Origin of the sequence: Geobacillus sp. FSL K6-0789, assembly GCF_038593135.1 — a bacterium.
In the GTDB taxonomy this organism is placed as follows: domain Bacteria; phylum Bacillota; class Bacilli; order Bacillales; family Anoxybacillaceae; genus Geobacillus; species Geobacillus stearothermophilus.
The window spans coordinates 2882408-2908250 of sequence record NZ_CP151966.1; the positions used below are offsets into that span (position 1 = coordinate 2882408).

The window sequence follows — 25843 nt, forward strand, 5'->3', positions numbered from 1 at the left end:
ATCACATTTTTCCGCCCATGGAACTATTCATTTTTTAGAAATTTCCGCCAACGTCCCAAAACGCCGCCATCGCCGGCCATGACTCTCTTCAAAACAGATGGCGCCGTGCTTCGTCAATGGAAAGACGGTGCTGCAACAGCCCCCCCGCCTTGACAAACGGATGATGGTTCAGCACAGCGCCGTTTTTCCATCGTTCCTCCTCAATTTTTTCCGAAAACGGCCGCTCTGCCTCACGTTTGTGCCACATTGCCGCGGCGGACGTTGGCGATTCCTTCTTTGCAGACGCCATACGGCAGCCACGAGCAGTTGCGGCATAACTCGTCCAAATCATCCGGCTTGACCCGTTCCGCCGTCCGCCGGATCAGTTCAGACTTCCAATACACATTGCCCGGCTCCAAACCTAAATGGCGAATGACGTTTCCGTCAAGCGAACGGACGTGGGCATCGGAATTGGGGCCGGCTTCACACGTTGTCTCTCCATGATGCGGACAGGCGAGGCACGCCTCATCGAGCGCCGCGACGACTTCAATCGGGAAATCGTCGTGTTCATCGCGAATGCGGGCCACGATCTCCCACATTTTTTCCACGAACGACGGGCTGTAGCCCATGCCGCGAAACCCGTGCACACAAAGCAAATGGTGGCCGCGCAGACGCAACGGCTTCATGCTCCTCTCTCCTTTCCTTCGTCTCGTTCGAGCATATGACAGGCGCGTGAAAATATGCCTGTCGCGCCGTTCTTTCATCTCTAAAATCATCATACGCCAACTGGTCCCTAGCAGCAATCATGTATTTGACCGGCGCCTTTCCAACTTCTTTTTCATTCAAGGATGGGGAGCAACATGGTACAATGAAAGCGGCAACTTCGCAACGAAAGGAATGGCGAATGATGACGAAAGACGAAGCGGCACGTTGTCTTTCCGTTTTGCTTCACGAACTGACCAAACCATGGCGAAAAGAAAAAATCCATTCCGATGTGCTCGAAATCATTATGAAACTGCGCATCCAGGCAGCGGATGACGAACGCTATATGAATAATTTGCTCAGCAACATCGCCTTCGCCGGCGAATCGGCGCATGCGTTAAAGCAAATTTGGAGCTACATGCTGCGTGAGCAAACGTTTCTATCGCCACAGACGATCGAGGCGATGCTCACGGACGCCCAGCAAGCGATCCGGCGCCGGCTGCCGGAGCTGACCGCCCGCTATGAGCGTCCGTTTTTGTCCATCGATGACCCGCTCGAGCGGAAACGCCAGCTTGAGCGCTCCTACGGTGCGCTTCTTTTGTTCAACCGGATCGCCACCGACTTTTTGCTTGAGTTCGTCCGCGAAGAAAACGAAACGGCAGCGAGCGTCTTTTTCGCCGCCGACCCGAACGAGGCGATCGAAGTGTTCCATCATCTTTGCAGCGTCTACGCGAGCCGCTGGCTGGAAGGCCTGGAAGTCGATTGATGGACAAAGACGATGACTTTCTTGATAAAGCGCTTGAAGGCTTCACGATGTTCGCTCTAAACCAAGGCGAAGTGTGCACATGCCCGTCGCGCGCCCTCATCCATGAGTCGATTTACGACGCCTTTATGGAACGGGCGCTTGAACGCGTCAAGCAAATCAAGCAAGGCAATCCGCTCGATACGGAAACGATGATCGGCGCCCAAGCCTCCTCCGAACAGCTCGAGAAAATTTTGTCATACATCGACATCGGCAAACAGGAAGGCGCCGAACTTTTGATCGGCGGCGAGCGGAACATGCTGGAAGGGGAACTCGCCGACGGATACTATGTCAAGCCGACGATTTTCAAAGGACATCACAAAATGCGCATCTTCCAAGAAGAAATTTTCGGCCTGGTGCTCGCGGTCACGACGTTTAAAGATCATGACGAAGCGCTTTCGATCGCCAATGAGACGCTGTACGGCCTTGGCGCCGACGTCTGGACGCGCGACATCAACACCGCGTACCGCTTCGGCCGCGGCATCCAGGCCGGCCGCGTGTGAACGAACTGCTATCACATTTATCCGGCCCATGCGGCATTTGGCGGCTACAAGATGTCCGGCATCGGCCGCGAAACGCACAAAATGATGCTCGACCATTACCAACAAACGAAAAACTTGCTCGTCAGCTATTCGCCGAAAAAACTAGGCTTGTTCTAATACTCACCCACCCACTCTTTCATCGCCTCCCCGTTTTGAGGCGAAGAGCCCACCATGTTGACAAGGTGTCCCGGTTCCGTTCGGGACACCCTCTTTTGCCTTGACGACACTGCTGTTGTCTCACTCGTTCTCCGCCAAGCAGCGGGCCGCCGATTGACCGCCCATACTGAAAACAAACGAAATGCATGAATGCAAAGGAGGGACACCCAATGGCTGAAGAACCGAAAGTCATCGCCACCGAAGCAGCGTTAGCGTTAATCGAAAAGCTGAAAGCCAAGTACGGCCCGCTCATGTTCCATCAATCCGGCGGCTGCTGCGACGGCAGCTCGCCGATGTGCTACCCGCTCGGTGAGTTGATCGTCGGCGATTCCGACGTGTTGCTTGGCGAAATCGGCGGCTGCCCGTTTTACATCGCCAAGGCGCAATACGAATATTGGAAGCATACACAGCTCATCATCGATGTCGTTCCGGGGCGCGGCGGCATGTTTTCACTGGAAGGCCCGGAAGGCGTCCGCTTTCTCACCCGCTCGCGCGTCTTCGGCCAAAGCGCGGATGCAGGTGCGCCGTAGCTGCCCATTGCGGGATGCCGCTGTGAACCCGCCATGTGCGATGCATGAATCGCTTGGCCAATGAAAAGCACGGAGCTCGACCGCTCCCCTTCGCCCCCGTTCCCAGATGCTTTATCCCCTTCGGAGCGGTTTGTTCGTCGCAACAAAAAAATGGCGGTCCGCCACCTGACCAAATGAGGCGCGGTCCGCCATGTCCTTTTCTTTACAGACCCGCGAGCGAGAAAGCCCACTCCTTGAGGAGTGGGATGAAAGCGAGCCGTTTTCTTATATTGAATGATGATGAAAAAAACGGTATCATGTAATCGTCGCAAGGAGGTGAATCCATGCCGACCATCACACTAAGGCTGGAACTGCACAACCCAACGAAAGTCAAACAGGATATGTATGAACGGATGACAGAAGTGAATACCGCGTTTGCGAATTGGCTGTTGGATCATCCCGAGCTGAATCAAGCGACGAGCAAAATTTTTAAAGCGTTTTCGTCGCAGCGGTTTCCTTCCGCCGTCGTGAATCAAACGATTCGAGAAGTGAAGTCCCAAAAGAAAAACCAGAAAACAAAGAAGTTTCGAACATTCTGGTGTTGCTTTAACAACCAAAACGTAAAGGTGGAAAAGAAAGGAGCGTTCTACACGGTTTCCTTCCCCACACTGGAGAAGCGAATTGGCGTGCCGGTCGTCACGCGCCCCTATCAAGAAGCATGGCTGAATCGGCTGCTTAACGGAACTGCTAAACAAGGGGCAGCCAAGCTCTACAAAAAGAGAAAGAAATGGTACTTGGCGATCGCGATCACCTTTGAAGTCAAGCCGCGGCACGAAACAAAGGTGATGGGCGTTGACGTTGGGCTTCGCTATATCGCTGTGGCCAGCGTGGGAACGAAATCACTGTTTTTCAAAGGGAACCAATGCGCCTTTGTACGCCGACGATATGCGGCTTTGCGGCGAAGGTTGGGCAAAGCGAAGAAGCTCCATATGATTCGCAAAATCGGCCGCAAAGAGTCCCGCTGGATGAAGGATCAAAATCACAAAATCAGCCGTCAAATCGTGAATTTTGCGCTCGCCAACGGTGTTGGCGTGATTCGAACGGAAGCGTTGACGGGGATTCGCAAGCGGGCAACATCGGCCAAAGAAGCGGGGCGAAGCCTTCATGCTTGGGCGCTTCATCAACTGCAAACGATGATTGCCTATAAGGCGGAAATGGCGCGCATTCGCGTTGAGTGGGTGAATCCAACCTACACGAGCCAAACGTGTAAATGTGGTTATCGAGAGAAAGCGAACCGAAACGGCATCCGCTTTCGATGCCAAAGGTGTGGATACACTCTCCACGCCGACTTGAATGGCGCCATCAACATCGCCAAAGCGATTTCGGGCTTCGCCGTCTAACCTAGCGCACTGGTCACAGGTGCGCCGCCCATGGGGGTACATCCTAACCCGATGGGATGGGGTGATGACACACCCCTGAACTTGGGCGTTGTCCGAACCAGAAATGGATGAGGACGTGAGCGACCCAAGAATCCCACGCCTTTAGGCGTGCGGAGTGTCAATCAGCCTCTTTTGCCTGCTTCATCGCCTCTGCCCGATCAGACAAGACAATCCGTTTCAAGCCGAACACGAAAAGCAAGCCGACCGCGATAAACGTGAGCCCGAACCAAAAGACCGCCTGCAGGGAATCGACAAGCGACTGCTTCAGCACCGGCACGAACATGTCCCGAAGCGGCGCTGGAATTTTCGCCATCGCTTCCGGACTGAGCAAGACAGAATACAAGCCTTGCGGGTCGGTATGGATCATATCGGCAAAGCGGTCGACAAGCCCTTTCGCCTGCGCCGGCAGCGCTTCAAGCTTTGGCATGAGCCGCTCGTCAAGCAAGACGCTCGACCGATGGTTCATGATGGCGCCAAGCACTGTCATCCCAAACGTCCCGCCAATCGAGCGGAAAAATTGGCTTGAAGATGTCACCACGCCAAGCTCCGATTTCGGAAAGCTTTCTTGCAAAGCAAGCGTTAAAATCGGCATCACGAGCCCTGTACCGAGTCCAAGCACGATCATATACAGCGTTGCCGTCCATTTTGACGTATCGACATCCATCGTGCCAAGCAAGCCAAACGCTGACAACATAATGGCCATGCCGACGATCAGCTGTGTTTTCACACCAATTCGGTAAACGAGTCGGCCGCCAACGACACTGCCGATAATCATCGTAATCATCATCGGTGTCATAATCGTTCCTGACTCTGTGGCACTTACCCCAACCACTCCTTGCATAAAAAACGGGACGAACATGATGGCTCCGAACATACCGACGCTCATGAAAAAGCCGATGCCGTTTAACAACGTAAACGTCCGGTTGCGGAAGAGCCAAAGCGGAATGATCGGCTCCTCCGCCCGTTTTTCCGCCCAAACAAACAAAGCGAAAAAGACAACCGCGGCCGCAAACAACGAAACGATTTGCCACGACCCCCACGGATATCGGTCGCCGCCAAACGTCAACCCCAACAACAAGCTGACGACGCCCGCCGTCAACGTCGCCATCCCGGCGATGTCAAATTTCACCGGCCCTTCGGCTTTATATTTGCTTAACCCCATCGCAATCAGCACCGTGGCGAGAATGCCGACCGGCAAGTTGATGTAAAACACCCAGCGCCAGTTCAAATGGTCGACGATAAAGCCGCCGATTTGCGGGCCGAGCACTGAAGCGAGACCGTACAAACCGCCGAACACCCCTTGCCATTTCGCCCGCTCCTTGCCGGTAAACACGTCACCGATGACAATCATCGCCATCGGCATCATAATCCCGCCGCCCAGTCCTTGAATGCCGCGGTAAACGATGAGCTCGGTCATATCGTTCGCCATGCCGCAAAGCGCTGAACCAACCATAAAAATGACCAACCCGCTCACATAGACAATCCGACGGCCCAATAAGTCGGCGAGCTTGCCGGCGATCGGCACGACCGTCGTCGACGTCAACATATACGCTGTCGTCAGCCACGTCATAATCCCCAATCCGTGAAGCTCCCCGACGATGCGCGGCATCGCCGTGCCGACAATCGTCCCGTCTAATGCCGCAAACAGCATGGCAATGATCAGCCCGGTAATGAGCAACGGGCGATGACGAATGGTGCTCGTCGGCACTGCTATCGCTTTTTCCATACTTCTCTCTCCCATCCGTTTTGTCGTTGGTATTCATCCATTTCTTTGACCAATGCATCCAAAGCCGGTGCGAGTTGAGGCGTTTGTTGATGACGCAAATACAACAGCAGCGCTTCGACGATATAGACGCGGGGCGGCGCGTGCCGTCCAAGCAGCTCCTCCTCCAGCGCTGCTATGGCTTCGAGCACATCGCTTGCCTGCTTTGGATCGAGATCGTTGACAGCCTCCCGGACGGCGGCGAACGCGGAAGCCAGCCGCTCCCGCTGACGCTCTCGCTCCTGCTCCTCCATCTTCACCCATGGCGCAAACGACTCTTCCGTCAAAAGCGGACGCTCCTCAGCCGTGAAGCTAGCGACAATGGCATCAAGGCGGCGCATGAGAAAACGAGCCGCCTCGTCCGCATCAAACGCCTCCTCGCGAAAAAAGAAGTAAAACAAATATTGCCGGATGATGCCGTTCGTCATCATGGCCACATCATACACATACGGACCAACCGCCTCGCCATAGACCTCCGTTAGGCGCGTGCAATACCATAAAAAAAGGCGCCCATGCTGGCGAAACATATACCGCTCCACTTCCGGATTGACTTTCGGCAATTGTTCCGACATGATCATGCGCAAAAAGTCTTTGTACTCGCGAATGTGAGAAAAATGGGCCGCCAACTGGCGGACAAACCGCTCCTTTTCCGGGCCATCCCCGCCGGATGCCGTGAAATCTGCGACCATTTTTTCGCTGTAATAGCGAAGCACTTCAAGCAATAATTCCTCCTTCGAGGCGAAATGATGGTAAAACGCCCCTTTGGAAATGCCCCACGCCTCGACCAAATCTTGAATCGAGGTGGCATGATACCCTTTTTCCGCAAACAGTTTCATCGCGGTTTCAATAAAGCGAACGCGCCGTTCATCCATGGCAACGACTCATTCCTTTCCCATTCGCTCTCATCCATTGCCGGTACGACGGCAACACCGCGCGCGGTTTCACGACATCAACCCGTACGCCGCGCTGTTGCAGCCATTCTACCAACCGTCGAACATGGATCATTGTCCTCGCCTCCATATCACTTATGACCAAATGGTCAAAATAATTATAAACCAACGTCATAAAGATACGCAACTCAAAAACGATTTTTTTGACCAATAGGTCGATTTTTTGCTAATTCCATTGAACAATCGGTCAATATCCCTGCCTTCAAACAAAAAACGGCCCCACCGCCTGATTGAAGACGGTGAACGGCCGTCCTTGCTATTCGATCGCTCTCGCCGCAAGCGCCAACGCGCCCGCGATGCCGGCGTTGTCGCCAAGCCCTGGGAGGACGATGTACTCGTCGATCTTCTCGAGAATCGTTTCGTGCTGAACATACCCATTGAGCAACTCCTGCACATGACGGCGCACAAGCGGCAACACGTGCGTCTGCTTCATGACGCCCCCGCCCGTGATCACCTTTTTCGGCGATAAAATGAGGATGTAGTTGGCGATCGCTTGGGCTAAGTAAAACGCCTCAAGCTCCCACACCTCGCTCCGGTCGGCCAGCTCCGCCCCCTTTTTCCCCCAACGCCGCTCAATCGCCGGGCCGGACGCCATGCCTTCTAGACAGTCGCCATGATACGGGCAGATGCCGGCAAACGCATCATCCGGATGGCGGCGGACGAACATATGTCCCATTTCTGGATGAAGCATCCCGTGAAGCAGACGCCCTTCCACGACGGCGCCGACACCAATGCCTGTCCCGACCGTCATATATAGGCAGCTATCCAATCCTTGCGCCGCCCCCCCAGCGCAGCTCGCCGAGCGCCGCCGCGTTGACATCCGTGTCAAAGCCGATCGGCACGGGAAAATGCTGCTTCATCGTGCCGACAAAATCAAACTGCGCCCACGCCTGTTTCGGCGTGCTCGTAATGTACCCGTACGTCGGACTGTCCGGACGCAAATCGACTGGGCCGAATGACCCGATGCCAATCGCCTCGATGCGGTGCGGACGGAAAAAGTCGATGACGTGCGCCATCGTCTCTTCCGGCGCCGTCGTCGGAAACACCGCTCGTTCATGGATGTTCCCCTGTTCATCGCCGATGGCGCAGACAAATTTCGTGCCTCCAGCTTCAATGGCTCCTAGGATCATATGTACGCCTCTCTTTCTTCATCTGCTCTTTTCTTGTATCTATCTTACTAGAAAAAGGGAGAGGGCATCAATGACAAAAAGCCGCTGATCAGCGGCTTTTTGAAACATAGCGCAATCGATTCTATTGTCTACCGGGTTTGTTGATCTACACTGCTGATTGGCTCACCCCTTCACCGAACCAGCCAACAACCCACGGACAAAATATTTGCCAAGGAAGATGTACACAAGCAAGGTCGGCAGCGCCGCCAACAGGGCTCCCGCCATTTGCACGTTCCATTGGACGATTTGACTGCCGGATAAGTTTTGCAAGGCGACCATGATCGGCTGTTTGTCCGATGTCGTGATCGTCACGGCGAACAAAAACTCGTTCCAAATGTTTGTAAACTGCCAGATCGCCACGACGACAAATCCAGTGATGGACAAGGGGAGCATAATATAACGAAAAATACGGACAAACCCAGCGCCGTCGATTTTCGCCGACTCAATCATTTCATCGGGGATCGCCGCGTAGAAATTCCGAAACATCAGTGTGGTGATCGGAATGCCGTAGACGACATGGACGAACACAAGCCCCGGAATCGTGTTGTACAGCCCGATTTCGCGCAAAAATTGGATGAGCGGAATGAGAATGCTTTGATACGGAATGAACATCCCGAACAAAATGAGCGTAAAGAGCGTATCCGCTCCTTTAAACTTCCATTTCGACAGTACATAGCCGTTGAGCGACCCCAGCAGCGCGGAGAGCAGCGTCGCCGGCACGACGAGCAAAATCGAATTCCAAAAGTTCGGGGCGAGCTTGTCAAATGCCGTCGCGTAGCTGCTCCAATCGATCGTTGACGGCAGCTTCCACATATCGGCCAATGTCACTTCATCGAGCGGCTTCAAGCTCGTTGTGACCATGACATACACCGGCAACAGGAAAAACACGCTCATGACGAGGGCTAACAAATACAAAAACGGCCGCGCCCACATGGATCTCGCCATCACGATCCCCCCTTGCGGCTTGAGATGAGATACGGAACGATAAAGATGGCGACCGACAGCAGCATCACGATCGCAATCGCCGCGCAGTTTTTGGTCAAGCAAAATGGCAAGCAGTTGGCCGAGCACAATGACGGCGGCGATAAACAACACCGTAAACACAAGTGTATTGCGCAAGTCGGCCTGGAAGCGGAAATCATGAAACAAATACAGATAGTTTTTCAACCCGGCAAACGACCAATCCGGCACGAGCGAATTCCAGTTGCTCAAGGACACATACCCCGTCCAGCCGATAAACCCGTACACAAATAAGAAAATCAGTACGACCGACGGTGCCAAAAACGCCGCTGCCAGCCAATGATCGGCCGTCCATTTCCGCTTTTTCCGCACCGCGGGGACATATGCTGTCTTCTCGGCTGGCGTGATGTTGACCGTTTCCACTAAGATCCCTCCTCATGATGACGAAAAGGGGAAGAGAATGGCTCCCGTCCCCTTTTCCCGATTACTTCTTCAGTTCTGCGGCGGCCGATGCCAACGTGTCGATGAACGTCTTCACATCTTTTTGCGTCACGAAAATGTTGACGGCCTGATTGACCTTCGTGACAAACCCTTCCGGCGCTGCTGAACCGTGCGCTAAGCTCGGCGCCAGCTCCGCCGTCTTGAAGTCTTGCATCGTTTGTTTGCCGTATTCATCGTACTTGGACGGATCCGCGTCGATGCGGGCCGGGATGGAGCCTTTCAGCGGGTTAAACGCATCTTGCCCTTCCACCGAACCAAGCACCGATAAGAACTTCTTCACATCGTCCGGGTTTTTCACGCCTTTCGGCAGGCCGAACGTATCGGTGATGACCATAAACTTGCCATCGGTGTTCGGTGTCGGTACGTAGCCGAAATCTTCGTTCACTTTTAATTTTAGGTCGTTGACGAAATAGCCTTTGGCCCAGTCGCCCATCAAAGTGCGGATTGATCTGGCTTTGCAAGCTTTTCAGTTCAAGTTCTTTCACGAGCCGGTCAAGCTCCGCTGCTTCTCGATGACAGCAAAAGCTTGTATAGATATAGATGCAACGAAGAAGGTGAACAGATCCTTGACGGAAAAGCGGTTTGTCCATTTTCGACTGTCGAAGGCAAGCCTTTGGCTTGCCCCGTCACGCCAAGGCGTGACGGAAGACCGAACAACCACCTGCTTCACAGACCCATCTATGGGTCTGGAAGCGGCGTTGTTCGGTCGCCCGACAGTCGATAAAAGCTGCAAATGGTCAATCTTCAAATTGCATCTATATGAACAAATAGGGGTCAGTCTGGCCGTCATCATTCGCCATGCGGCGGTGGCCATGCCCATCATCAAGTGCAGAGCGAGCAAAAAAACCCCGTTCCGAAACAAGCTCGCTGCATCGGAACGGGGTCTCTCCACTCGTTTATCCTTTCAACTTTTCCACCGCCTCCACTGGCAGTCCGGTCAACTCACAAATCGTTGGCACATCATATCCTTTCCCTAACATCCGTTTCGCAACGTCCATCTTGCCTTTTTCCATCCCCTTTTCCACCCCCCGTTGCTCGTACGACACGATGAGATCCATCACTTTTTTCGCTTCCTTCGTTTCCATTTCGTTCACCTCGTTTCGCAATTCGAGTTCCTCTTGTTCGGACAACCGCAAATACGTCTCAAAAAAGCCAAACAACAGCCGCTGTTTCGCTTCATCAAGCTCCAAACGGACGAGCATGCGCAAAAATTCTCTTTTCACGGCCACTCTTTCACTTTCATTATACCCCATTTTGCTTAACAGAGCGGCGGCGACCGGGTTATCGCGGCGAATGTACTCGCGCCATGGCAACTTGCGCAGTTCAACGGTAAGAAAGCGGAAATCGACAACGGTTAGGAACGAAAACTGGATGGTGAACGAGGACGGTTCATCGCGGTGTTCGTCATAGCTGAAGATGGCAATGGGAAGAATGCGACGGCGGTATTTTTGAAACAAACGGCTGACATAAATGAACATGCGCTCGGGAAACGTCGGCTGCGTGTAACTTTGGTGTTCGATATGGACGATGATCAGCCCATCTTCCCCTTTCAATTTTGTTTCCACCAATAGATCGACACGGTGCTTTTCGCCGGCTGCCACATCCGTAAACACCTCTTCGGACAAAAAGGAGATGTGGCGGAAGTCGACTTGTTCATACACATGCGGGAAAAACAGAAGCAAAAACTCTTCAAAAAACGTCGACAACAACTCCTTAAACAGCCGATCATGGTCGATTCGCGTTTCGGACACGGTCTCCCTCCTTGTGATATTTGAACTTCCTTTATTTTCTTCGCCGCGCCTTAGGCAAAATCCTGCCGAAAAGGCTGGTGAAAAGCATTGATTTTGTCTAAAATAAGGGGAACGTGAACGGGAAGAAAGCCCTTGTGTTGTGCGGCTTTTCACGATGAAATGACAAAGCCGCCTGTCACTGGCGGCCTTGTCAGTCCACTATAGCTTAGTTTCCAGCCGCTGCTTTGGTCTGTTTGAAAAACTGCGGCAAGTATTCTTTATGCGCTTCAAGCATTTCGTCCAACATTTGTTTGGCGATGGTGTCAGACGGCACAAGCGGATTGATCGTCATGGCGACGAGCGCCGTTTGGTAGTCGCCGGTGACCGCCGCTTCGGCTGCGACGCGCTCGAACGACTTGATTTGCTGGACGAGCCCACGCACCGCGACCGGCAAATCGCCGACGGCGATCGGTTTCGGTCCATCTTTCGTGATGACGCAGTTTACCTCCACCGCCGATTCCGGAGGGATGCTCGCAATGGCGCCGTTGTTTCTCGTGTTGACCGGCTGAATGTCGCGCTTGTCGTTGTAAATGGAGCTGATCAAGCTGCACGCGGCGTCGCTGTAGTACGCCCCACCACGCTGTTCGAGCTGCGGCGGCTTGATGGCCAAGTTCGGGTCTTTGTACAGCTCGAACAGCTCTTTTTCGAGCTGCTGCACAACCTCGGCGCGCGTCCCTTTCGTTTTCGCCGCCTCCAGCTCCTCGGCGAGCATTTTGTCTGTTTGGTAGTAATACCGGTGGTACGGGCAAGGCAGCACCTTCAACCTTTTTAAGAAATCCGGCTCCCAGCCAAGGTCAACGATGTTTTTCATCGTCACACCGGAGCGGTCTGGATGGGCGACGAGATCAATCACCTTTTCGGTCACCTCGACGCCGTCCAGATAGACGTGCAAGCCAAACACCATATGGTTCAAGCCGGCAAAATCAATGTGCACGCGGTCGGCATCAACGCCAAGCAGCTTGGCGACGCCCATGCGCATGCCGATCGGCACGTTGCACAACCCGACGACTTTCTCCTGCTTCGTATAGCGCAAGACGGCTTCCGTCACCATTCCAGCCGGGTTTGTGAAGTTGATCAGCCATGCATCGGGGCAAAGCTCTTCCATATCGCGAATGATGTCCAAAATGACCGGAATCGTCCGCAATCCCTTAAACAATCCGCCCGGGCCGTTTGTCTCCTGGCCGATCACCCCGTATTGGAGCGGGATGCGCTCGTCTTTCGCCCGTGCCTCTAGGCCGCCGACACGAAATTGCGTCGTAACAAAGTCTGCTCCTTCCAAGGCCCGGCGGCGGTCTAGTGTCAAATGAATCTCAATGGGCACACCGGCTTTTTCGACCATCCGTTTGGCCAGTGCGCCAACGATTTCGAGTTTTTCTTTGCCTTCCGGAATATCGACAAGCCACAATTCCCCGACCGGCAATTCATGATAACGCTTGATCAACCCTTCGACCAATTCCGGCGTGTAGCTCGACCCGCCGCCGATCGTCGCCATTTTCAATCGTTTATCCATACTCCTCTTCCCCTTTCGCCCTGTTGGGCATGGTATAATCAATGTAGGAATCAACCAGTGGGCTTGGAAGCGCCATCCTTTCCCAGCTATCGCACGTTCCGTCCCATGAAAGCGAGGTGTCCCGATGTTCACTCCTGAACAAATCGCCCAGTTCTCCGAGCTCGACTACGCCATTTACGACTATGTGATGAAACATCCTCATGAAGTCGCGTACATGCGCATTCGCGAGCTCGCCGAGGCCGTCCATGTCTCGCCGCCGACCGTGCTCCGCTTTTGCAAAAAGGTCGGATGCGAAGGGTTCAGTGAATTTAAAACGAAATGGAAGCTGTATTTGCGCGAGACAAAGCGAACCGCGATCATCAGCAGTCAAGAGGCGCTTAAGGAATTTTTCGAACGGACGCTGACCGCCGATTACGAGCGGACCATTCTGGATGCGGCAGCCGCGATCGCCCGGGCGGATCACGTGATTTTTGTCGGCTCCGGCAGCTCCGGCATTTTGGCTGAATACGGATCGCGCTATTTTTCTGCCTTTCAAAAGTTTTCCGTCTACATCAAGGACCCGTTTTTTCCGATTTACGGCCATTATTTCCACAACTGCGCCGTGATCGCCTTGTCGGTGTCTGGAGAGACGTCATATACGCTCGCCCAAGTGCACCGGTTCAAGGAAAACGGCAGCACGATCATCAGCATCACCAACCGGAAACATTGCACACTCGCGAACATCTCGGACTACAACTTGACGTATTATGCCACCGCCGAGCGGATGGGACAGACGGATGTGACAACACAACTGCCGGTCGTTTATTTGCTTGAGCGGCTCGCGAAGGAAATGTACCGGTTGCTGCCGGCGCAGACTGACCGCGGGCCGAGCGGGCGGTGACAAGGCTACAGCTCGGCACCGTTCGTCGCAATCACACGCTGATACCATTTGTTCCCTTAAACGTTCGGCCCGGCTGTTTGGCAAACACATCCCATACCGATAATCCTTTTCCATCTTCGTTCCACGCCCCTTCGACTTGATACGCAGCTGATGCTGCGCCCCATAAAAACTCAGGCGGGAACGGTTTAAGATGACGATGCTCCATTCAGATCGTCTCCTTTCTCGCAACAACGTCGATGAATCATTCTATCACCAATAAACCGTGTTTGGCGAAAAAAGTAAAGGGCGCGGCGGCTTTTTGTAACGAGACGAACGTGAAAAACAATTGTTTCTTCGGAGTAACAAACTGTTACAAAAAGGATAAGAAAAGCAAGCGCGCAGTATGCAAAAAGCAACCGTGAGGACGTTTCATGAAATGCGAGCAACGGCACTCTCCATCCTTGTAGAGAAACACAAGAAGAAAAAGGTGCTCCGTTCCATTGAGAGCACCCTTTTCCCCATAAAGGCCCGTCTTCAGCCCATTTATGTTTGGGAGAAATATTCAACCTAATCCATCGAGCCGCCATACAGATGAAGCGTTACGGCAAAAAGATTTTCCCCGGATTGAGAATGCCGTTCGGGTCAAACAGCTGTTTCAACCGTTTCATCCAAACGACGGCGTCGCCTTTTTCCTCGCGCAAAAACGTCCGTTTGCCAATGCCGATGCCGTGCTCTCCCGTGCACGTGCCGCCGCGCGATAAGGCGTAGCGGACGATATGGGCGTGCACCTGCTCGATCCGCGCCATCTCCTCGGCGTCATTCGGATCAAAGGCAAGCACGGTATGATAGTTGCCATCGCCGACATGGCCGAAAATGGCGGCAGTCATCTTCTGTTCATCAACAAGCCGACGCGTATCGGCAATGGCGCCGGGCAGTTCGGACAGCGGCACGCACACGTCGGTGGAGAGCATCGACTTGCCTGGATAGGCGGCTTGAATGGCAAACGCCGCATGGTGGCGCGCTTCCCACAGCTTCGCGCGGGCGAGCGAGTCGGTCTCGACCACAAACGAAACCGCCCCCTCCGCTTCGCACAATTCGTTGACAAGCTTTGTCCCTTCCTCGACGCTTGACGGGCTGCCGCTCAGTTCAATAAACAGCGTTGGTTTCACTGGATAATCGGTTTTTTTGTACGCATTGACCGCCGCGATCGTCGCCTCGTCAACGAGCTCGATTTTGTCGGGGCCGACGCCGGACCGCAAAATGGCAAACGCCGCTTGCGCCGCCGCCTCAAGCGATGGAAAACACACTTTGATCGCATTGGTCGCCTCTGGAATGCCATGCAGGCGGACGACGAGGCGGGTGAACACGCCAAGCGTCCCTTCCGATCCGACGAACAAGCCGGTCAAGTCATAGCCGTCCGACGATTTCACCGCCAAACTTCCCGTCTGAATGACTGAACCGTCCGCGAGCACCACCTCTAATCCGAGCACTTGATCGCGCATGACGCCGTACTTGACGCAGTTCGTTCCGCTCGCATTCGTCGCCGCCATGCCGCCGATCGTCGCGTCGGCCCCCGGGTCGACTGGGAAAAACAGTCCGTATCGCTTCAGCGCCTCATTCAGTTGCAGCCGCGTCACCCCCGGCTCGACGATGGCGAGAAAATCGTCCGGGCGAATGTCGATGATGTGGTTCATCAACGTCAAATCCAAACTGATGCCGCCCGCAACTGGAATGACATGCCCTTCCAAGCTCGTGCCAGCGCCAAACGGCGTCACAGGGATGCGGTGCTCGTTGGCAAACGCCATCACCCGGCTCACTTCCTCCGCCGTTTTCGGAAAGACGACGACATCTGGCGCATGCGGCGCATGGTAGGCGATGCCTTTGCTGTGGTGTTCGAGCACCGTTTCATTGATGCTCACCCGCTCGCGGTCGCCGATCAATTCCAGCAGTGATTCGTATACGTTCATCGTTCTCCTCCTCACCCGATCGGATCAAGCGGTGCCATCCATCGATGCGCCACCTTTTCTCTTGACGCACTCTGATGGTGGATCGATCGACCCGGATGGCATGGTTCGTTTAGTAACGGAGCAACGTTTCAATTCCTTCCGCAATCCGCTCGGCGTTCGGCAGCCAATCATCCTCCACCGACGGCACCGGGTACGGCGTGTCGTAGCCGGCGATGCGCACGATTGGAGCTGATAGAGAAAACAGCGCCCGCTCGCTGATCAAGGCCGCCACTTCCGCGCCAAACCCGCCTGTTTTCACCGCTTCATGGACGATCATCACCCGCCCCGTTTTTTCGACCGAGGCGAGGATGGCATCGATATCGAGCGGCTGAAGGCAGCGCAGATCGATCACTTCCGCGTCAATCCCTTTCGTCCGCATCTCATCGGCCAGTTTGGCGACAAGCGGTACGGTCGGCCCCCACGTGAGGATCGTCACATCTTCTCCTTCTTTGACGACCCGCGCTTGGCCGAGCGGAATCGTGTACGGTTCTTCCGGCACCTCCATCCGAAACGCCCGGTACAGCTTCATCGGCTCCAAAAACAAAACCGGGTCTTCATCGCGAATGGAGGAAATCAATAGCCCTTTCGCATCGTAAGGATTGGACGGCATGACCACTTTTAAGCCTGGGGAATGGGCAAACAGCGCCTCGAGCGCATCCGAATGCAATTCGGGCGTCCGCACCCCGCCGCCGTACGGGCTGCGCACAACGATGGGGCACGAAAACCTCCCGGCGGAGCGGAAGCGGATGCGCGCCGCCTGGGCCGCCAGCTGGTCCATCGCCTGGTACACAAACCCGAGAAACTGAATTTCGGCAATCGGCCGCATGCCATTGATCGCCAAACCGATTGACGTGCCGATAATGCCCGATTCCGCAAGCGGCGTATCAAACACACGCCCCTCGCCAAATTGCTCAAGCAGCCCGTCCGTCGCCCGGAAAACGCCGCCGTTTTCGCCGACATCCTCGCCAAGCACGATGATGCGCGAATCGCGCTCCATCTCCTGGCGCATCGCTTCATTGATCGCTTCAATCATCGTCAGCTCGGCCATTTATCTCACCCCGCTCCGTTGTTTGCGCCGCATCACTTCTTCTTTTTGCTCGGCAAGCAATGTTGGCGCTTCGCTGTACACGTAATCGAATACATCGACAATCGAACCGGACTTGCTGGCGATGGCCGCCTCGTACGCCGCCGTCACTTCGTCATTCACTTGGGCGACAAGTGCTTCTTCTTGCGCTTCCGTCCATAATCCGCGCCGTTTAAGCAGCACGCGCAGACGGTAAAGCGGATCTTTCGTCCGCCATGCTTCCACCTCTTCCGGCCGGCGGTATTTCGTCGGGTCGTCCGCCGTCGTGTGCGGCCCAAGCCGATAGGTGAGCGCCTCGATCAACATAGGACCCTCGCCGCGGCGGGCGGCTTCGACCGCCTGTTTCATCGTTTCATAAACCGCCAGCACGTCATTGCCGTCAACGAGCACCCCTTTCATTCCGTAAGCGAGCGCTTTTTGCGCGATCGCCCGGCTTGCCGTCTGTTTCCGGTACGGGACGCTAATGGCGTACTGGTTGTTTTGGCAGAAAAAGATGACCGGCACGTTGTACACCGCGGCAAAATTCATCGCTTCATGAAAATCGCCCTCTGACGTCGCGCCATCGCCAAAATACGCCACCGATACGTGCGATTCGCCTTTCAATTTCGACGCCCACGCGCAGCCGACCGCATGCAACGTCTGCGCCGCGATAATGATTTGCGTTGGGAAAATGTTCAATCCTTCCGGCATCCGCTTTCCCGACAGGCGGCCCTGCACATAATGGAAAAACTGCTCAAGCGGCATGCCGTGCATCAAGCAGACCGCCACTTCGCGGTAGCTCGGGAAAATCCAGTCGTCTTTTCGAAGCGCAAGGGCGCTGCCGATTTGCGCCGCCTCTTGACCGCTAAACGGGGCATACGTCCCGATCCGCCCTTGCCGCTGCATGCGCAAAAGCCGCTCATCAATGACGCGCGCCCGCCGCATTTCCCGGTAGGCACGAAGCAGCCACTCATCGGAAAACGCCGCTAACTTCTCCTCATCGCCATTTCCGTTTTCATCGAGAATTCGCACGATCTCGACCGACAATTTGTCCGGGTCAAACATGGGCTTCCCTCCTCATCATTTTTTCATCACGGCCCAGCTGCTTCTCTTTGGCGCTCGCTCTCTTCCAGCACGAAGACATGTCCTCCTAACCGAGCGCCGCCTACCGCACGTCCAAGAGCAACACTTCCGGATTTTCCAAATAGTGCGCCACCGTCCGCATAAACCGCCCGGCCGGCTCGCCGTCAATGACGCGGTGGTCAAAGGTGAGCGACATCCCCATCATATCGCGGATGACGATTTCATCGCCGACGACAACCGGGCGCCGTTTGATCGCATGAGCCCCGAAAATCGCCACTTCCGGATAGTTGATGATCGGCGTCGCAAACCAGCCCCCGCCCGCCCCGGTGCTCGTGATCGTAAACGTGCTTCCTTGCAGCTCCTCAAGGCGAAGCGCCTGGCGGTGCGCTTTTTCTGACAGTTCCGCGATTTCGATGGCGAGCTCGCGGATCGATTTTTGATCGGCGTCACGGATGACGGGGACGACGAGACCGGCTTTCGTCGCCGTCGCGATGCCGATGTGATACCGTTTCTTCAACACGATTTCGTTCGTTTCCTCATCCAGCACCGCATTAAACATCGGATATTGCTTCAGCGCCCTTGTCACCGCTTTAATAATAAACGGCAAATACGTCAGTTTGATACGTTCTTCCGCCAATTGATTGGCAAGGTGCTTGCGGATTTCCACCAACTTCGTCACGTCCACCTCGTCCATGCCGGTTACATGCGGCGCCGTGTACATCGATTTCACCATTTTTTCGGCGATTTTTTTGCGCAAGCCTCGAAGCGGGATTCGCTCTTCTTCTTCAAACACCGCATCCAAACTCGCGATGGATGTCCATGAGGCTATACTCTCCTGCCGTCCTCCGGCCGCACTCGCGCTGCCGGTCGGCAGAACGCCGGCTTCGTTCGCTTCCCTTCTTGCCGCCTCCGCCACCGAAGCGGCCGCCTCGCGCTCCCTGATATACCGCTCCAAATCGGCGAGCGTCACCCGACCGCCTTCGCCCGTTCCTTCCACTTCATCGATCGGAACACCCATCTCCCGCGCCCGCTTGCGCACAGACGGCGCGGCAATCGCCCGCTTGCGCCCCACCGTTGGGCGCGGGGCTTCTATATGAACAGCAGACGCAGGCTCCTGAGCCAAATGGTCAGTCGGCGCCGCTTCGGCCGCCACCGCCGCCTCGGTTTCCACGACAATCAACGGCTCTCCAACCTTCACCGTCGCCCCTTCCGGCCTGGCAAGCGCCACCACTTTGCCAGCGACCGGCGTCGTCATTTCGACCATCGCCTTATCGGTTTGAATTTCGGCAATCGGCTGATCCGCCTTGACCACATCCCCTTCCCGGACAAGCCAGCGAATGATTTCCGCTTCATGCAGCCCTTCACCGATGTCGGGCAATTTAAATTCATAGATCATGTGATATCCCCTTCCCCTTGTTCTCATGCTGTGATGGGAAACAAACACAATGGTGCAGCATCAATTGGTGCGGCGATCATGAGGAAACATAGAAGTTAAGCGCTTACAAAAAACGTGGTGACCATTCGTTTTTTCTACCAAAATATAAAATGAATATTTTAAATTTTCCAACCTACAAGATTTATGATAGTCTATAGATTGTCAAACTGTCAATATAAGGAGAGCAGACATTTTTCGCCCGCTTCGACAATCAACGACAGCAACTTCCATTATCGCAACATAACATTTTCGATTTCATTTGTCCCCAAACACCGGGAACGGGTCCAAAACGGCGGGGAGGCTGTTTTTCCCAGTATGAGCCATACAGGCGCCAATCGGCGGCATTGGGTGAAAAAGAAGTTGGTTTTATAAGGTTTTTCTAATTGAAAAATAAAACTAGTTCAACGGCATCACCCGTTTATATAAGGAGAGGGAGGAATTGACATGCGCCTTGCCACGATTCACCATATCGCTTTGATTTGCTCGGACTATGAACGATCAAAACGATTTTATACAGAAATTCTCGGATTTCGCCCCATCCGGGAGCAATACCGCGCTGAGCGCCGTTCGTACAAACTCGATTTGGAAGCTGATGGCGGCATTCAGCTTGAGCTATTTTCCTTTGAAAACCCGCCGAAGCGCCCAAGCTACCCGGAAGCGTGCGGACTGCGCCATCTTGCTTTGGCGGTGGACAACCTCGATGAAGCCATTGCCTACTTGCGCCAACACGGCATCGATCCCGAACCCGTCCGCGTTGATGAAGCGACCGGCAAACGATTCACCTTCTTCCAAGATCCGGACGGGCTGCCGATCGAGCTGTATGAAAACTAGAGAGAAAAGCACAGTTGCTCCATGACGATGACAAAACGAAGCCTCTCCGTTGATTTGTGGTACAATGGGGGCGATACAAATGAAGGAGGCCAAACAACATGATTCGAGTCGCAACCATCGGCACAAACTGGATCACCGAAGCATTTCTTGACGCCGCGCGCCTCGTCGATTCCTTCGAACTCGCCGCGGTCTACTCGCGAACCGAGGAGACCGCAAAGCAGTTTGCCGACAAAGTCGGGGCGCCGCGGACGTTCACGGACTTGCAAAAGCTGGCCGAAAGCGACGGCATTGATGCCGTCTATATTGCCAGCCCGAACGCACTTCATGCCGAGCAGGCGATTTGGCTCATGAACCACGGCAAGCACGTCTTATGCGAAAAACCGCTCGCCTCCAATGCGAAAGAAGTCAAAGCGATGATCGAAGCGGCCAATCGAAACAGCGTCGTATTGATGGAAGCGATGAAGGCGACGTTGCTCCCCACTTTCCGATCCATCCGCGAGCACTTGCCGAAACTCGGCCGCATCCGCCGCTATGTGGCAAACTATTGCCAATACTCATCGCGCTATGACGCCTATAAGCAAGGAACGGTGCTCAACGCCTTCAACCCCGCTCTCTCGAACGGGGCGTTGATGGACCTTGGCGTCTATTGCCTGTACCCGATGGTCGTTTTGTTCGGCCAACCCCGCAGCGTGAAGGCGCAAAGCGTGAAGCTCGAATCCGGCGTTGATGGCGAGGGCTCGATCGTGCTCGATTACGGCGACATGGACGCGGTCGTCTTTTATTCGAAAATCACGAACTCACACTTGCCTTCGGAAATTCAAGGGGAAGACGGAAACATGATTATCGACGCCATCCACACACCAGCCAAAGCGGAAATCCGCTACCGCGACGGACGCGTCGAGGACATCACCGCGCCGCAGGACAAGCCACCGATGTATTATGAAGCACAAGAGTTTATCCGTTTGATCGAAAACGGAGAACGCGAATCGTCCGTCAACTCGCACCGCCATTCGCTTTGGACGATGGAAATCATGGACGAAGCGCGAAAACAAACCGGCATCGTGTTCCCAGCCGACGAGCGATAATAAAAAGGTTCCAACCTAGTCTTCCTGGGGCTCGGTTGGAACTCTTTTTCTTTCTGTCTCATTGGATTTCCTTGGCTACCGATAAGCCATGGCTGTCACCTTCTGCTAAAATACGGGCCAAGCCATCCGCTTTCATGCGTCATGACAAACGTCCAGTTGAACTCACTGTCCACCACATATAGATCGATTTTGTCGTTTTCCGTTGCCAGATCGGCGGCTTTCAAGCCGGACGCATCCTCCACGGTGAACGCATCGTCGCCATGTTGAAAGAAAAGATTAGCAACATGTTTTCTCTTCTTGATCAAACGCCATTTCCGCTTCTTCTCCTGTGAAACAGCCTCTCATCCCATAGCTGAACACATGCCATAAGTAGCCGTTGACTCCATTCCGATTATGAAGGTGGATGTGTTGTTTTTCTTCCTCGGTCAAATGGCCGGCAAACACCTCTTCCCACTGTTGTCGCCATTGCGCTCCGAAACCGGACTGTTTACGGATTTTGATGTTTCGGCGAGCTAACTGATGAAATAACTCCATTTCGTTTCTCCTCCAGTGACCTAATGTGGCACCGCCTTCATCGATGTGCTCATTTCGTCTATCAACAAGATGGCTTCTCACCATCTTCGTCACACCGAGCGGTTTTCGTCCGCCCAGCCACTTCCCTGTTTCCGTCCGCACTTCGACGAGCAGTTGCTGCGCACCCTATGCAAGATAGTTTCCCCGCTCTTTGCGCCTGCCTTGCTGCACCGCCCCTATTCCCCCGTCTCGGCAAACCGGCGGATGCGCGCGCCGATTTCATCGCGGACGCGGCGGAACACCGCGAGTTTCTCCTCTTCGGTCCCTTCCGCTTTCGCCGGGTCGTCAAAGCCCCAATGGACGCGCTTCACGTGCGGCGGTGTGACCGGGCAGTGGTCGGCCGCATGGCCGCACAGCGTCACGACCAAATCAGCGCGGTTGAGGAGATCCGGGTCGATGACATCAGACGTTTGGTTCGAAATGTCGATGCCGACTTCCTTCATCACTTTCACCGCATTCGGATTGAGGCCATGCGCTTCAATGCCGGCGCTGTGCACTTCCCATTCCTCACCAAGAAGTTGTTTCGCCCAGCCTTCCGCCATTTGACTGCGGCACGAGTTGCCGGTGCATAAAAAGTATATGACTTTTTTCTTCATCGCTGATTCCCACCTTTACGTTGATGTTGGATTGCCCGAAGAAAAATACTTTCGCTGAAACGCCAATGCTACGTTGACAAGCGCCAGCATCACCGGCACTTCAATGAGCGGACCGATAACTGCCGCAAACGCCGCGCCCGAATGAATGCCAAACACCCCAACGGCGAGGGCAATGGCCAGCTCAAAGTTGTTGCTCCCCGCCGTAAACGCCAGCGTATGAACCTCCCCCACTTATCGAAGTGGGGGTTTCCTGTTTCCCCTTCGGAGGTGGATGCATGATAGGCTGGTTGGCAGCCTATCTGCAGGCAACACCTGGCACCCGTCCCGTTGGGAGCCACAGGCAACATGAGTATCCATGATACTCAAGGGCGGGAACTCGCCATCTACGACTTCATACCTAAGCAATCCGTCGATACGTAAACGGTTTGACCGTAAATTCCAATGGGCGGATTTCACCATAATATACTTTGGCAAATAAATTCATTGCCCCATGGATATCACGGTGTCGTTTGTACCCGCATTGACATGTATAATTTCTAGAAGAAGATTTATTTTTCTTCCCGCAAACAGGGCATGTTTGCGAGGTATAACTTTCATCTTTTTTCTCGATTTGAATTCCTTCGGCATTCAATTTGTATTTGAGATAATCAAATAATTTTCCAAACGACCAATTGGATAATTTCTGAGTTTTTGGGTAACTTCTTTCTTTGCCCGAAAACGGGTTTTCAGCGTTCGATACATGGTTTCACCTCCTATGTTTATTGTATTCTATTGCCATCCAAAGAAGAAAGAAAAAAACAGAAAAACCGAACGCCATTCATCCCCCACCTGTAGAGGTGGGGGACTTCTGGCTGATTTATGTTAAATAATGATATAAGTTAACCATGATGTATCGACAAAAGCAAGAAAAGCGAGCGTGCCGCATGTTTCCGCCGTACGCCCGCCAATGTCAGTCCATCCGCTTTTTCGCCGCCGACAGAAGATCGATTGCCTTCGTCCCTACCCCGACGAATGTTTCCAAAATCGCTTGCGCCCCAGCGATCGAAAAAATAAAAATGAACGGCATGGCGATCTTCGGGATGAATAAATACCCAAGCGCGAGAAAAATCGCGCTCCACACCCCCGCGCACCAGTAACAGTTCAACAAATAGCCGAATTTCGATTTCGGCACTTTTTTGATTTCCGTATGGCCGTCCTCACGCCGGATTGTCTCTTTTTTCATAAACGGATTGCGAATGAATTCGGTGATCTTATCAAAGACGATCAAGTGGGTGAACCTATAGCTGGCCAAAATGATCATGATGTACGTCATCCAGTCGAGTTCGCGAAGCATGGTGGATTCCTTTCTTTTTCCATCTTTTTCTTTAGTATGAACCAAGATGCGTTTCTTTATGACCTCCGATGGTTAATGGAGACGGTCGAGGGAACAAGCACGTTGTTCATCCCATGCGCCTCCAACGCCCCTAAGGCCATTTCGTCATTATGGGCAAAGACCGCTTGAATGTCTTTATGGCTTTGCAAAATATTTTCCATGACCGACAATCCTTTAGCTCGGTCAAAATCCGCCGCCTGTTTGGCGACGACTTTCATCCTATTTCGCGCAGGAGACTCCCACTTCAACGACCAAAGGGAGTAAGTGGGAGAGGAATGCGCGTTCCCCCTTTCTTTTGTGTATGATAGAATAAAGGCGTGGAGAAAACCGTTCAATAAAGGCACTCCAATCACGGCTACTCGATGTATGGAGTTGGTTACAGGAAACGTTGTAACCGTAAAACATCGAGCGTAGGTCCGTCTGTTGTGTGTGGAAGCCAAGTACTGCCAACAGACACACCGAGAGAATCGGTAACGATGCAGGCATGACCTGCGTCGTTGGGTAGTCGTCAACCTGCCCCCTGATGCAACCCCAAGTCAAGGAAGGAGGACGAAGTCCGCTTGTACTTCTGGGGAGTTGCAAGCCCCCACTTCAAGCGTTCGCGAAGTGGGGGTAGTTGACATTGGCTGCTTTGTCGATCACTTGGTGGAATCCTTCTCCCCGTTCACGTGCGGCCGAGGAGCCCGGAATCCCCTCCAATTCCACAATGTTTCCGCCGTTTTTCAAGTGGTCGACGATAAACTGCGCGGCCATTTTTCCTCCCGCCACATTGGCGGAGGCGATATGGGTGACCACTTTCCCGCCGTCCGCGCTGCGATCGACGGTAATGACCGGGATGTTGGCGCTGTTGGCGGATTCAATCGCAGACGTGACAGCGCTTGAGTCCGTCGGGTTGACCAGCAGCAATAAAAGCATAGGATAAAAAACAGGACATTGACAACTGCCAATGCCCTGACCAACACGCACAGCGACCGCAAAAAGTGCAACGATCTAGAAATAAGCAGAATCGCCCCACCCCCACCTACACCTAGTAGAGGACTTTTCTTTTGATACCGCACAACGACTGTCGCGATCAACGACGCAAACGAAATGATCAGCGACAACCACAGCAGCCATCATCCATTAGCCCCTTTTTATCAAGGGAGTTGCCGCTGCTGCCGTGCATGAAACCGTGCATCTGTATTAACCAGCATGTCTTAGAACACCTAAGGCGTTCGATCATTGCCTAACGCCCCTCTGCAAGCTTCTCACTTTTCCCTCCACCGTTCGCTTGCTTCATCCGCCCGTTTCGCCACCGCCATCATGCTCATGATGACGAGCATCACAAACGAACCCACAAACATTCCCGCGATAAACGCGACCATGGCCCTCTCTCCCTTTTCTCGCAAACTCGTTATTGGCCATTCTTTCCGTTTACATCTAAATCTATACGATGGGAGAGCTTTGTTCTATTATACGCCGCGTTTGACCGCCCGATGCTTGGTCCTTGCCCAACAGCGGCAAGCCCATACAATCAAAAGCGCCAGGAGCGCCCCACATGAATCAATCGCCACATCTTTTGGCGTCGCCGTCCGCCCCGGTTCAAACGATTGGTGCCACTCGTCGGTTGCCGCATACACTGTCGCAAACAGCCAAGCGCCCGCATACGCAAACCGTTTTGGCGCAAGCGCCCGCCACACAAGCGCGGCCAAAATGCCAAACTCGGTCAAATGCGCCGCTTTGCGAATCAAAAAATTCAAAAATGACGACCCCTCTTCATCCCCTCCGCCGAACGGCAAGTACGACAAAATCATCTGCAGCACATGCGCCGTATTCGCCCCAGTGAACGAGGAAGACTCGCTGAAGCTGTAAATGACGAGGCACCAGAGAATGACGGGAAGCCAGCGGGAAAGGAAAGCTCTCATCGTTTCACCTGCCAACAACCTTTTTCCCAACAAAACAAGGTACCTACACAACAAACGAAAGTAGACACCTTGTTCGCTGAACCCTTTATCATCATAACAGGAAGGGTGATCTTTTTCCATTTTCTTTTTTGAAAGCTGCTTTACCATTGTTGTGACATACTCCCACCACCTACGCTTCGCTTAGAGGTGGGGGCTTCTCGGGTAATCCCATCTCATGATGGGAAGTTGACCGAGCGATCCCCGTGTGCCCCACGGTTCGAGGACA

The 25843-nt window shown here is 53.9% G+C and carries 23 protein-coding genes and 9 pseudogenes; 7 read left to right on the plus strand and 25 right to left on the minus strand.

All coding sequences use genetic code 11. From position 1 onward, the window contains the following. Positions 1-88 precede the first annotated feature (88 nt). On the minus strand, positions 89-247 hold the full coding sequence (locus NSQ51_RS15300) for a hypothetical protein (RefSeq protein ID WP_155266779.1): 159 nt from the start codon (positions 245-247) through the stop codon (positions 89-91). Next, entirely contained in the window at positions 231-665 is a 435-nt protein-coding gene (locus tag NSQ51_RS15305) for a DUF1284 domain-containing protein (RefSeq protein ID WP_033013751.1), read from the minus strand. The genes NSQ51_RS15300 and NSQ51_RS15305 overlap by 17 nt, the downstream gene beginning before the upstream one ends. Before the next feature lie 221 nt (positions 666-886). On the opposite strand from NSQ51_RS15305, the gene NSQ51_RS15310 reads away from it, so the two are divergent. From NSQ51_RS15310 to NSQ51_RS15325, 4 genes and pseudogenes are all read left to right on the plus strand, one after another. Further along, positions 887-1447 (plus strand): hypothetical protein, encoded by a 561-nt coding sequence (locus NSQ51_RS15310; RefSeq protein ID WP_230581305.1) that lies wholly within the window; start codon positions 887-889, stop codon positions 1445-1447. A gap of 5 nt (positions 1448-1452) precedes the next feature. After that, positions 1453-2142, plus strand: a pseudogene (adh, locus tag NSQ51_RS15315) (aldehyde dehydrogenase); the annotation flags it as partial. Between the two features lie 209 nt (positions 2143-2351). Then, on the plus strand, positions 2352-2711 hold the full coding sequence (locus NSQ51_RS15320; RefSeq protein ID WP_015375908.1) for a DUF779 domain-containing protein: 360 nt from the start codon (positions 2352-2354) through the stop codon (positions 2709-2711). Positions 2712-3034: 323 nt separating this feature from the next. Beyond that, positions 3035-4090, plus strand: a complete 1056-nt coding sequence (locus tag NSQ51_RS15325) for an RNA-guided endonuclease TnpB family protein (RefSeq protein WP_121650010.1) — start codon at positions 3035-3037, stop codon at positions 4088-4090. Positions 4091-4247: 157 nt separating this feature from the next. On the opposite strand, the gene NSQ51_RS15330 is transcribed toward NSQ51_RS15325, so the two are convergent. The 9 genes and pseudogenes from NSQ51_RS15330 to NSQ51_RS15370 all read right to left on the minus strand — a co-directional run bounded on the left by NSQ51_RS15330 (position 4248) and on the right by NSQ51_RS15370 (position 12771). Next, positions 4248-5855 (minus strand): MDR family MFS transporter, encoded by a 1608-nt coding sequence (locus NSQ51_RS15330; RefSeq protein WP_121650011.1) that lies wholly within the window; start codon positions 5853-5855, stop codon positions 4248-4250. After that, positions 5840-6763 carry a TetR/AcrR family transcriptional regulator gene (locus NSQ51_RS15335; RefSeq protein WP_055358827.1) on the minus strand — a complete coding sequence of 308 codons (924 nt, stop codon included), beginning with the start codon at positions 6761-6763 and terminating at the stop codon, positions 5840-5842. The genes NSQ51_RS15330 and NSQ51_RS15335 overlap by 16 nt, the downstream gene beginning before the upstream one ends. Continuing rightward, on the minus strand, positions 6756-6896 hold the full coding sequence (locus tag NSQ51_RS15340; RefSeq protein WP_033008215.1) for a hypothetical protein: 141 nt from the start codon (positions 6894-6896) through the stop codon (positions 6756-6758). The genes NSQ51_RS15335 and NSQ51_RS15340 overlap by 8 nt, the downstream gene beginning before the upstream one ends. Positions 6897-7097: 201 nt before the next feature. Continuing rightward, positions 7098-7971, minus strand: a pseudogene (locus NSQ51_RS15345) (ROK family protein). A gap of 162 nt (positions 7972-8133) precedes the next feature. Continuing rightward, entirely contained in the window at positions 8134-8955 is an 822-nt protein-coding gene (locus NSQ51_RS15350; RefSeq protein WP_011232675.1) for a carbohydrate ABC transporter permease, read from the minus strand. A gap of 75 nt (positions 8956-9030) precedes the next feature. Next, positions 9031-9393: pseudogene (locus tag NSQ51_RS15355) on the minus strand (sugar ABC transporter permease); the annotation flags it as partial. A gap of 61 nt (positions 9394-9454) precedes the next feature. Continuing rightward, positions 9455-9907 (minus strand): annotated as a pseudogene (locus NSQ51_RS15360) (carbohydrate ABC transporter substrate-binding protein); the annotation flags it as partial. Positions 9908-10367: 460 nt separating this feature from the next. Continuing rightward, positions 10368-11222 (minus strand): Rpn family recombination-promoting nuclease/putative transposase, encoded by an 855-nt coding sequence (locus NSQ51_RS15365; protein ID WP_055358825.1) that lies wholly within the window; start codon positions 11220-11222, stop codon positions 10368-10370. 205 nt (positions 11223-11427) lie between these two features. Beyond that, positions 11428-12771 carry a 6-phospho-beta-glucosidase gene (locus tag NSQ51_RS15370; RefSeq protein ID WP_055358824.1) on the minus strand — a complete coding sequence of 448 codons (1344 nt, stop codon included), beginning with the start codon at positions 12769-12771 and terminating at the stop codon, positions 11428-11430. A 124-nt stretch (positions 12772-12895) separates the two neighbouring features. Here NSQ51_RS15370 and NSQ51_RS15375 point away from each other — a divergent pair, with 124 nt between their 5' ends. Further along, entirely contained in the window at positions 12896-13651 is a 756-nt protein-coding gene (locus NSQ51_RS15375; protein WP_055358823.1) for a MurR/RpiR family transcriptional regulator, read from the plus strand. Between the two features lie 43 nt (positions 13652-13694). On the opposite strand, the pseudogene NSQ51_RS15380 reads toward NSQ51_RS15375, so the two are convergent. The 5 genes and pseudogenes from NSQ51_RS15380 to NSQ51_RS15400 form a co-directional block, all read right to left on the minus strand. Further along, positions 13695-13856 (minus strand): annotated as a pseudogene (locus NSQ51_RS15380) (family 1 glycosylhydrolase); the annotation flags it as partial. A 373-nt stretch (positions 13857-14229) separates the two neighbouring features. Next, complete coding sequence (locus tag NSQ51_RS15385) at positions 14230-15597, minus strand: FAD-linked oxidase C-terminal domain-containing protein (RefSeq protein WP_055358822.1); 1368 nt, start codon at positions 15595-15597, stop codon at positions 14230-14232. Positions 15598-15706: 109 nt separating this feature from the next. Next, positions 15707-16684, minus strand: a complete 978-nt coding sequence (locus NSQ51_RS15390) for an alpha-ketoacid dehydrogenase subunit beta (RefSeq protein ID WP_061580903.1) — start codon at positions 16682-16684, stop codon at positions 15707-15709. Then, on the minus strand, positions 16685-17764 hold the full coding sequence (gene pdhA / locus NSQ51_RS15395) for a pyruvate dehydrogenase (acetyl-transferring) E1 component subunit alpha (RefSeq protein ID WP_055358820.1): 1080 nt from the start codon (positions 17762-17764) through the stop codon (positions 16685-16687). It abuts the gene before it with no gap. Positions 17765-17864: 100 nt separating this feature from the next. Next, entirely contained in the window at positions 17865-19178 is a 1314-nt protein-coding gene (locus tag NSQ51_RS15400) for a dihydrolipoamide acetyltransferase family protein (RefSeq protein WP_055358819.1), read from the minus strand. A 483-nt stretch (positions 19179-19661) separates the two neighbouring features. On the opposite strand from NSQ51_RS15400, the gene NSQ51_RS15405 reads away from it, so the two are divergent. Both NSQ51_RS15405 and NSQ51_RS15410 read left to right on the plus strand, forming a co-directional pair. Further along, positions 19662-20048 (plus strand): VOC family protein, encoded by a 387-nt coding sequence (locus tag NSQ51_RS15405; RefSeq protein WP_033011380.1) that lies wholly within the window; start codon positions 19662-19664, stop codon positions 20046-20048. Positions 20049-20146: 98 nt separating this feature from the next. Further along, entirely contained in the window at positions 20147-21133 is a 987-nt protein-coding gene (locus NSQ51_RS15410) for a Gfo/Idh/MocA family oxidoreductase (RefSeq protein ID WP_055358818.1), read from the plus strand. A 95-nt stretch (positions 21134-21228) separates the two neighbouring features. On the opposite strand, the pseudogene NSQ51_RS15415 reads toward NSQ51_RS15410, so the two are convergent. From NSQ51_RS15415 to NSQ51_RS15455, 9 genes and pseudogenes are all read right to left on the minus strand, one after another. Beyond that, positions 21229-21667 (minus strand): annotated as a pseudogene (locus NSQ51_RS15415) (DUF4275 family protein). A 215-nt stretch (positions 21668-21882) separates the two neighbouring features. After that, entirely contained in the window at positions 21883-22302 is a 420-nt protein-coding gene (arsC, locus tag NSQ51_RS15420) for an arsenate reductase (thioredoxin) (RefSeq protein ID WP_011232692.1), read from the minus strand. Positions 22303-22317: 15 nt separating this feature from the next. Beyond that, a pseudogene (locus tag NSQ51_RS15425) lies at positions 22318-22518 on the minus strand (arsenical-resistance protein); the annotation flags it as partial. 181 nt (positions 22519-22699) lie between these two features. After that, positions 22700-22933, minus strand: coding sequence for a transposase (locus NSQ51_RS15430; RefSeq protein ID WP_233434054.1), 234 nt, complete (start codon positions 22931-22933; stop codon positions 22700-22702). 318 nt (positions 22934-23251) lie between these two features. Beyond that, positions 23252-23635, minus strand: a complete 384-nt coding sequence (locus NSQ51_RS15435; RefSeq protein WP_055358349.1) for a DUF1360 domain-containing protein — start codon at positions 23633-23635, stop codon at positions 23252-23254. Between the two features lie 116 nt (positions 23636-23751). Beyond that, positions 23752-23892, minus strand: a pseudogene (locus NSQ51_RS15440) (D-ribose ABC transporter substrate-binding protein); the annotation flags it as partial. A 409-nt stretch (positions 23893-24301) separates the two neighbouring features. Then, a pseudogene (locus tag NSQ51_RS15445) lies at positions 24302-24580 on the minus strand (substrate-binding domain-containing protein); the annotation flags it as partial. 341 nt (positions 24581-24921) lie between these two features. Further along, complete coding sequence (locus tag NSQ51_RS15450; RefSeq protein WP_011232702.1) at positions 24922-25038, minus strand: DUF3789 domain-containing protein; 117 nt, start codon at positions 25036-25038, stop codon at positions 24922-24924. An 87-nt stretch (positions 25039-25125) separates the two neighbouring features. Further along, positions 25126-25578 (minus strand): VanZ family protein, encoded by a 453-nt coding sequence (locus tag NSQ51_RS15455; protein WP_049625161.1) that lies wholly within the window; start codon positions 25576-25578, stop codon positions 25126-25128. Between the last annotated feature and the right edge of the window lie 265 nt (positions 25579-25843).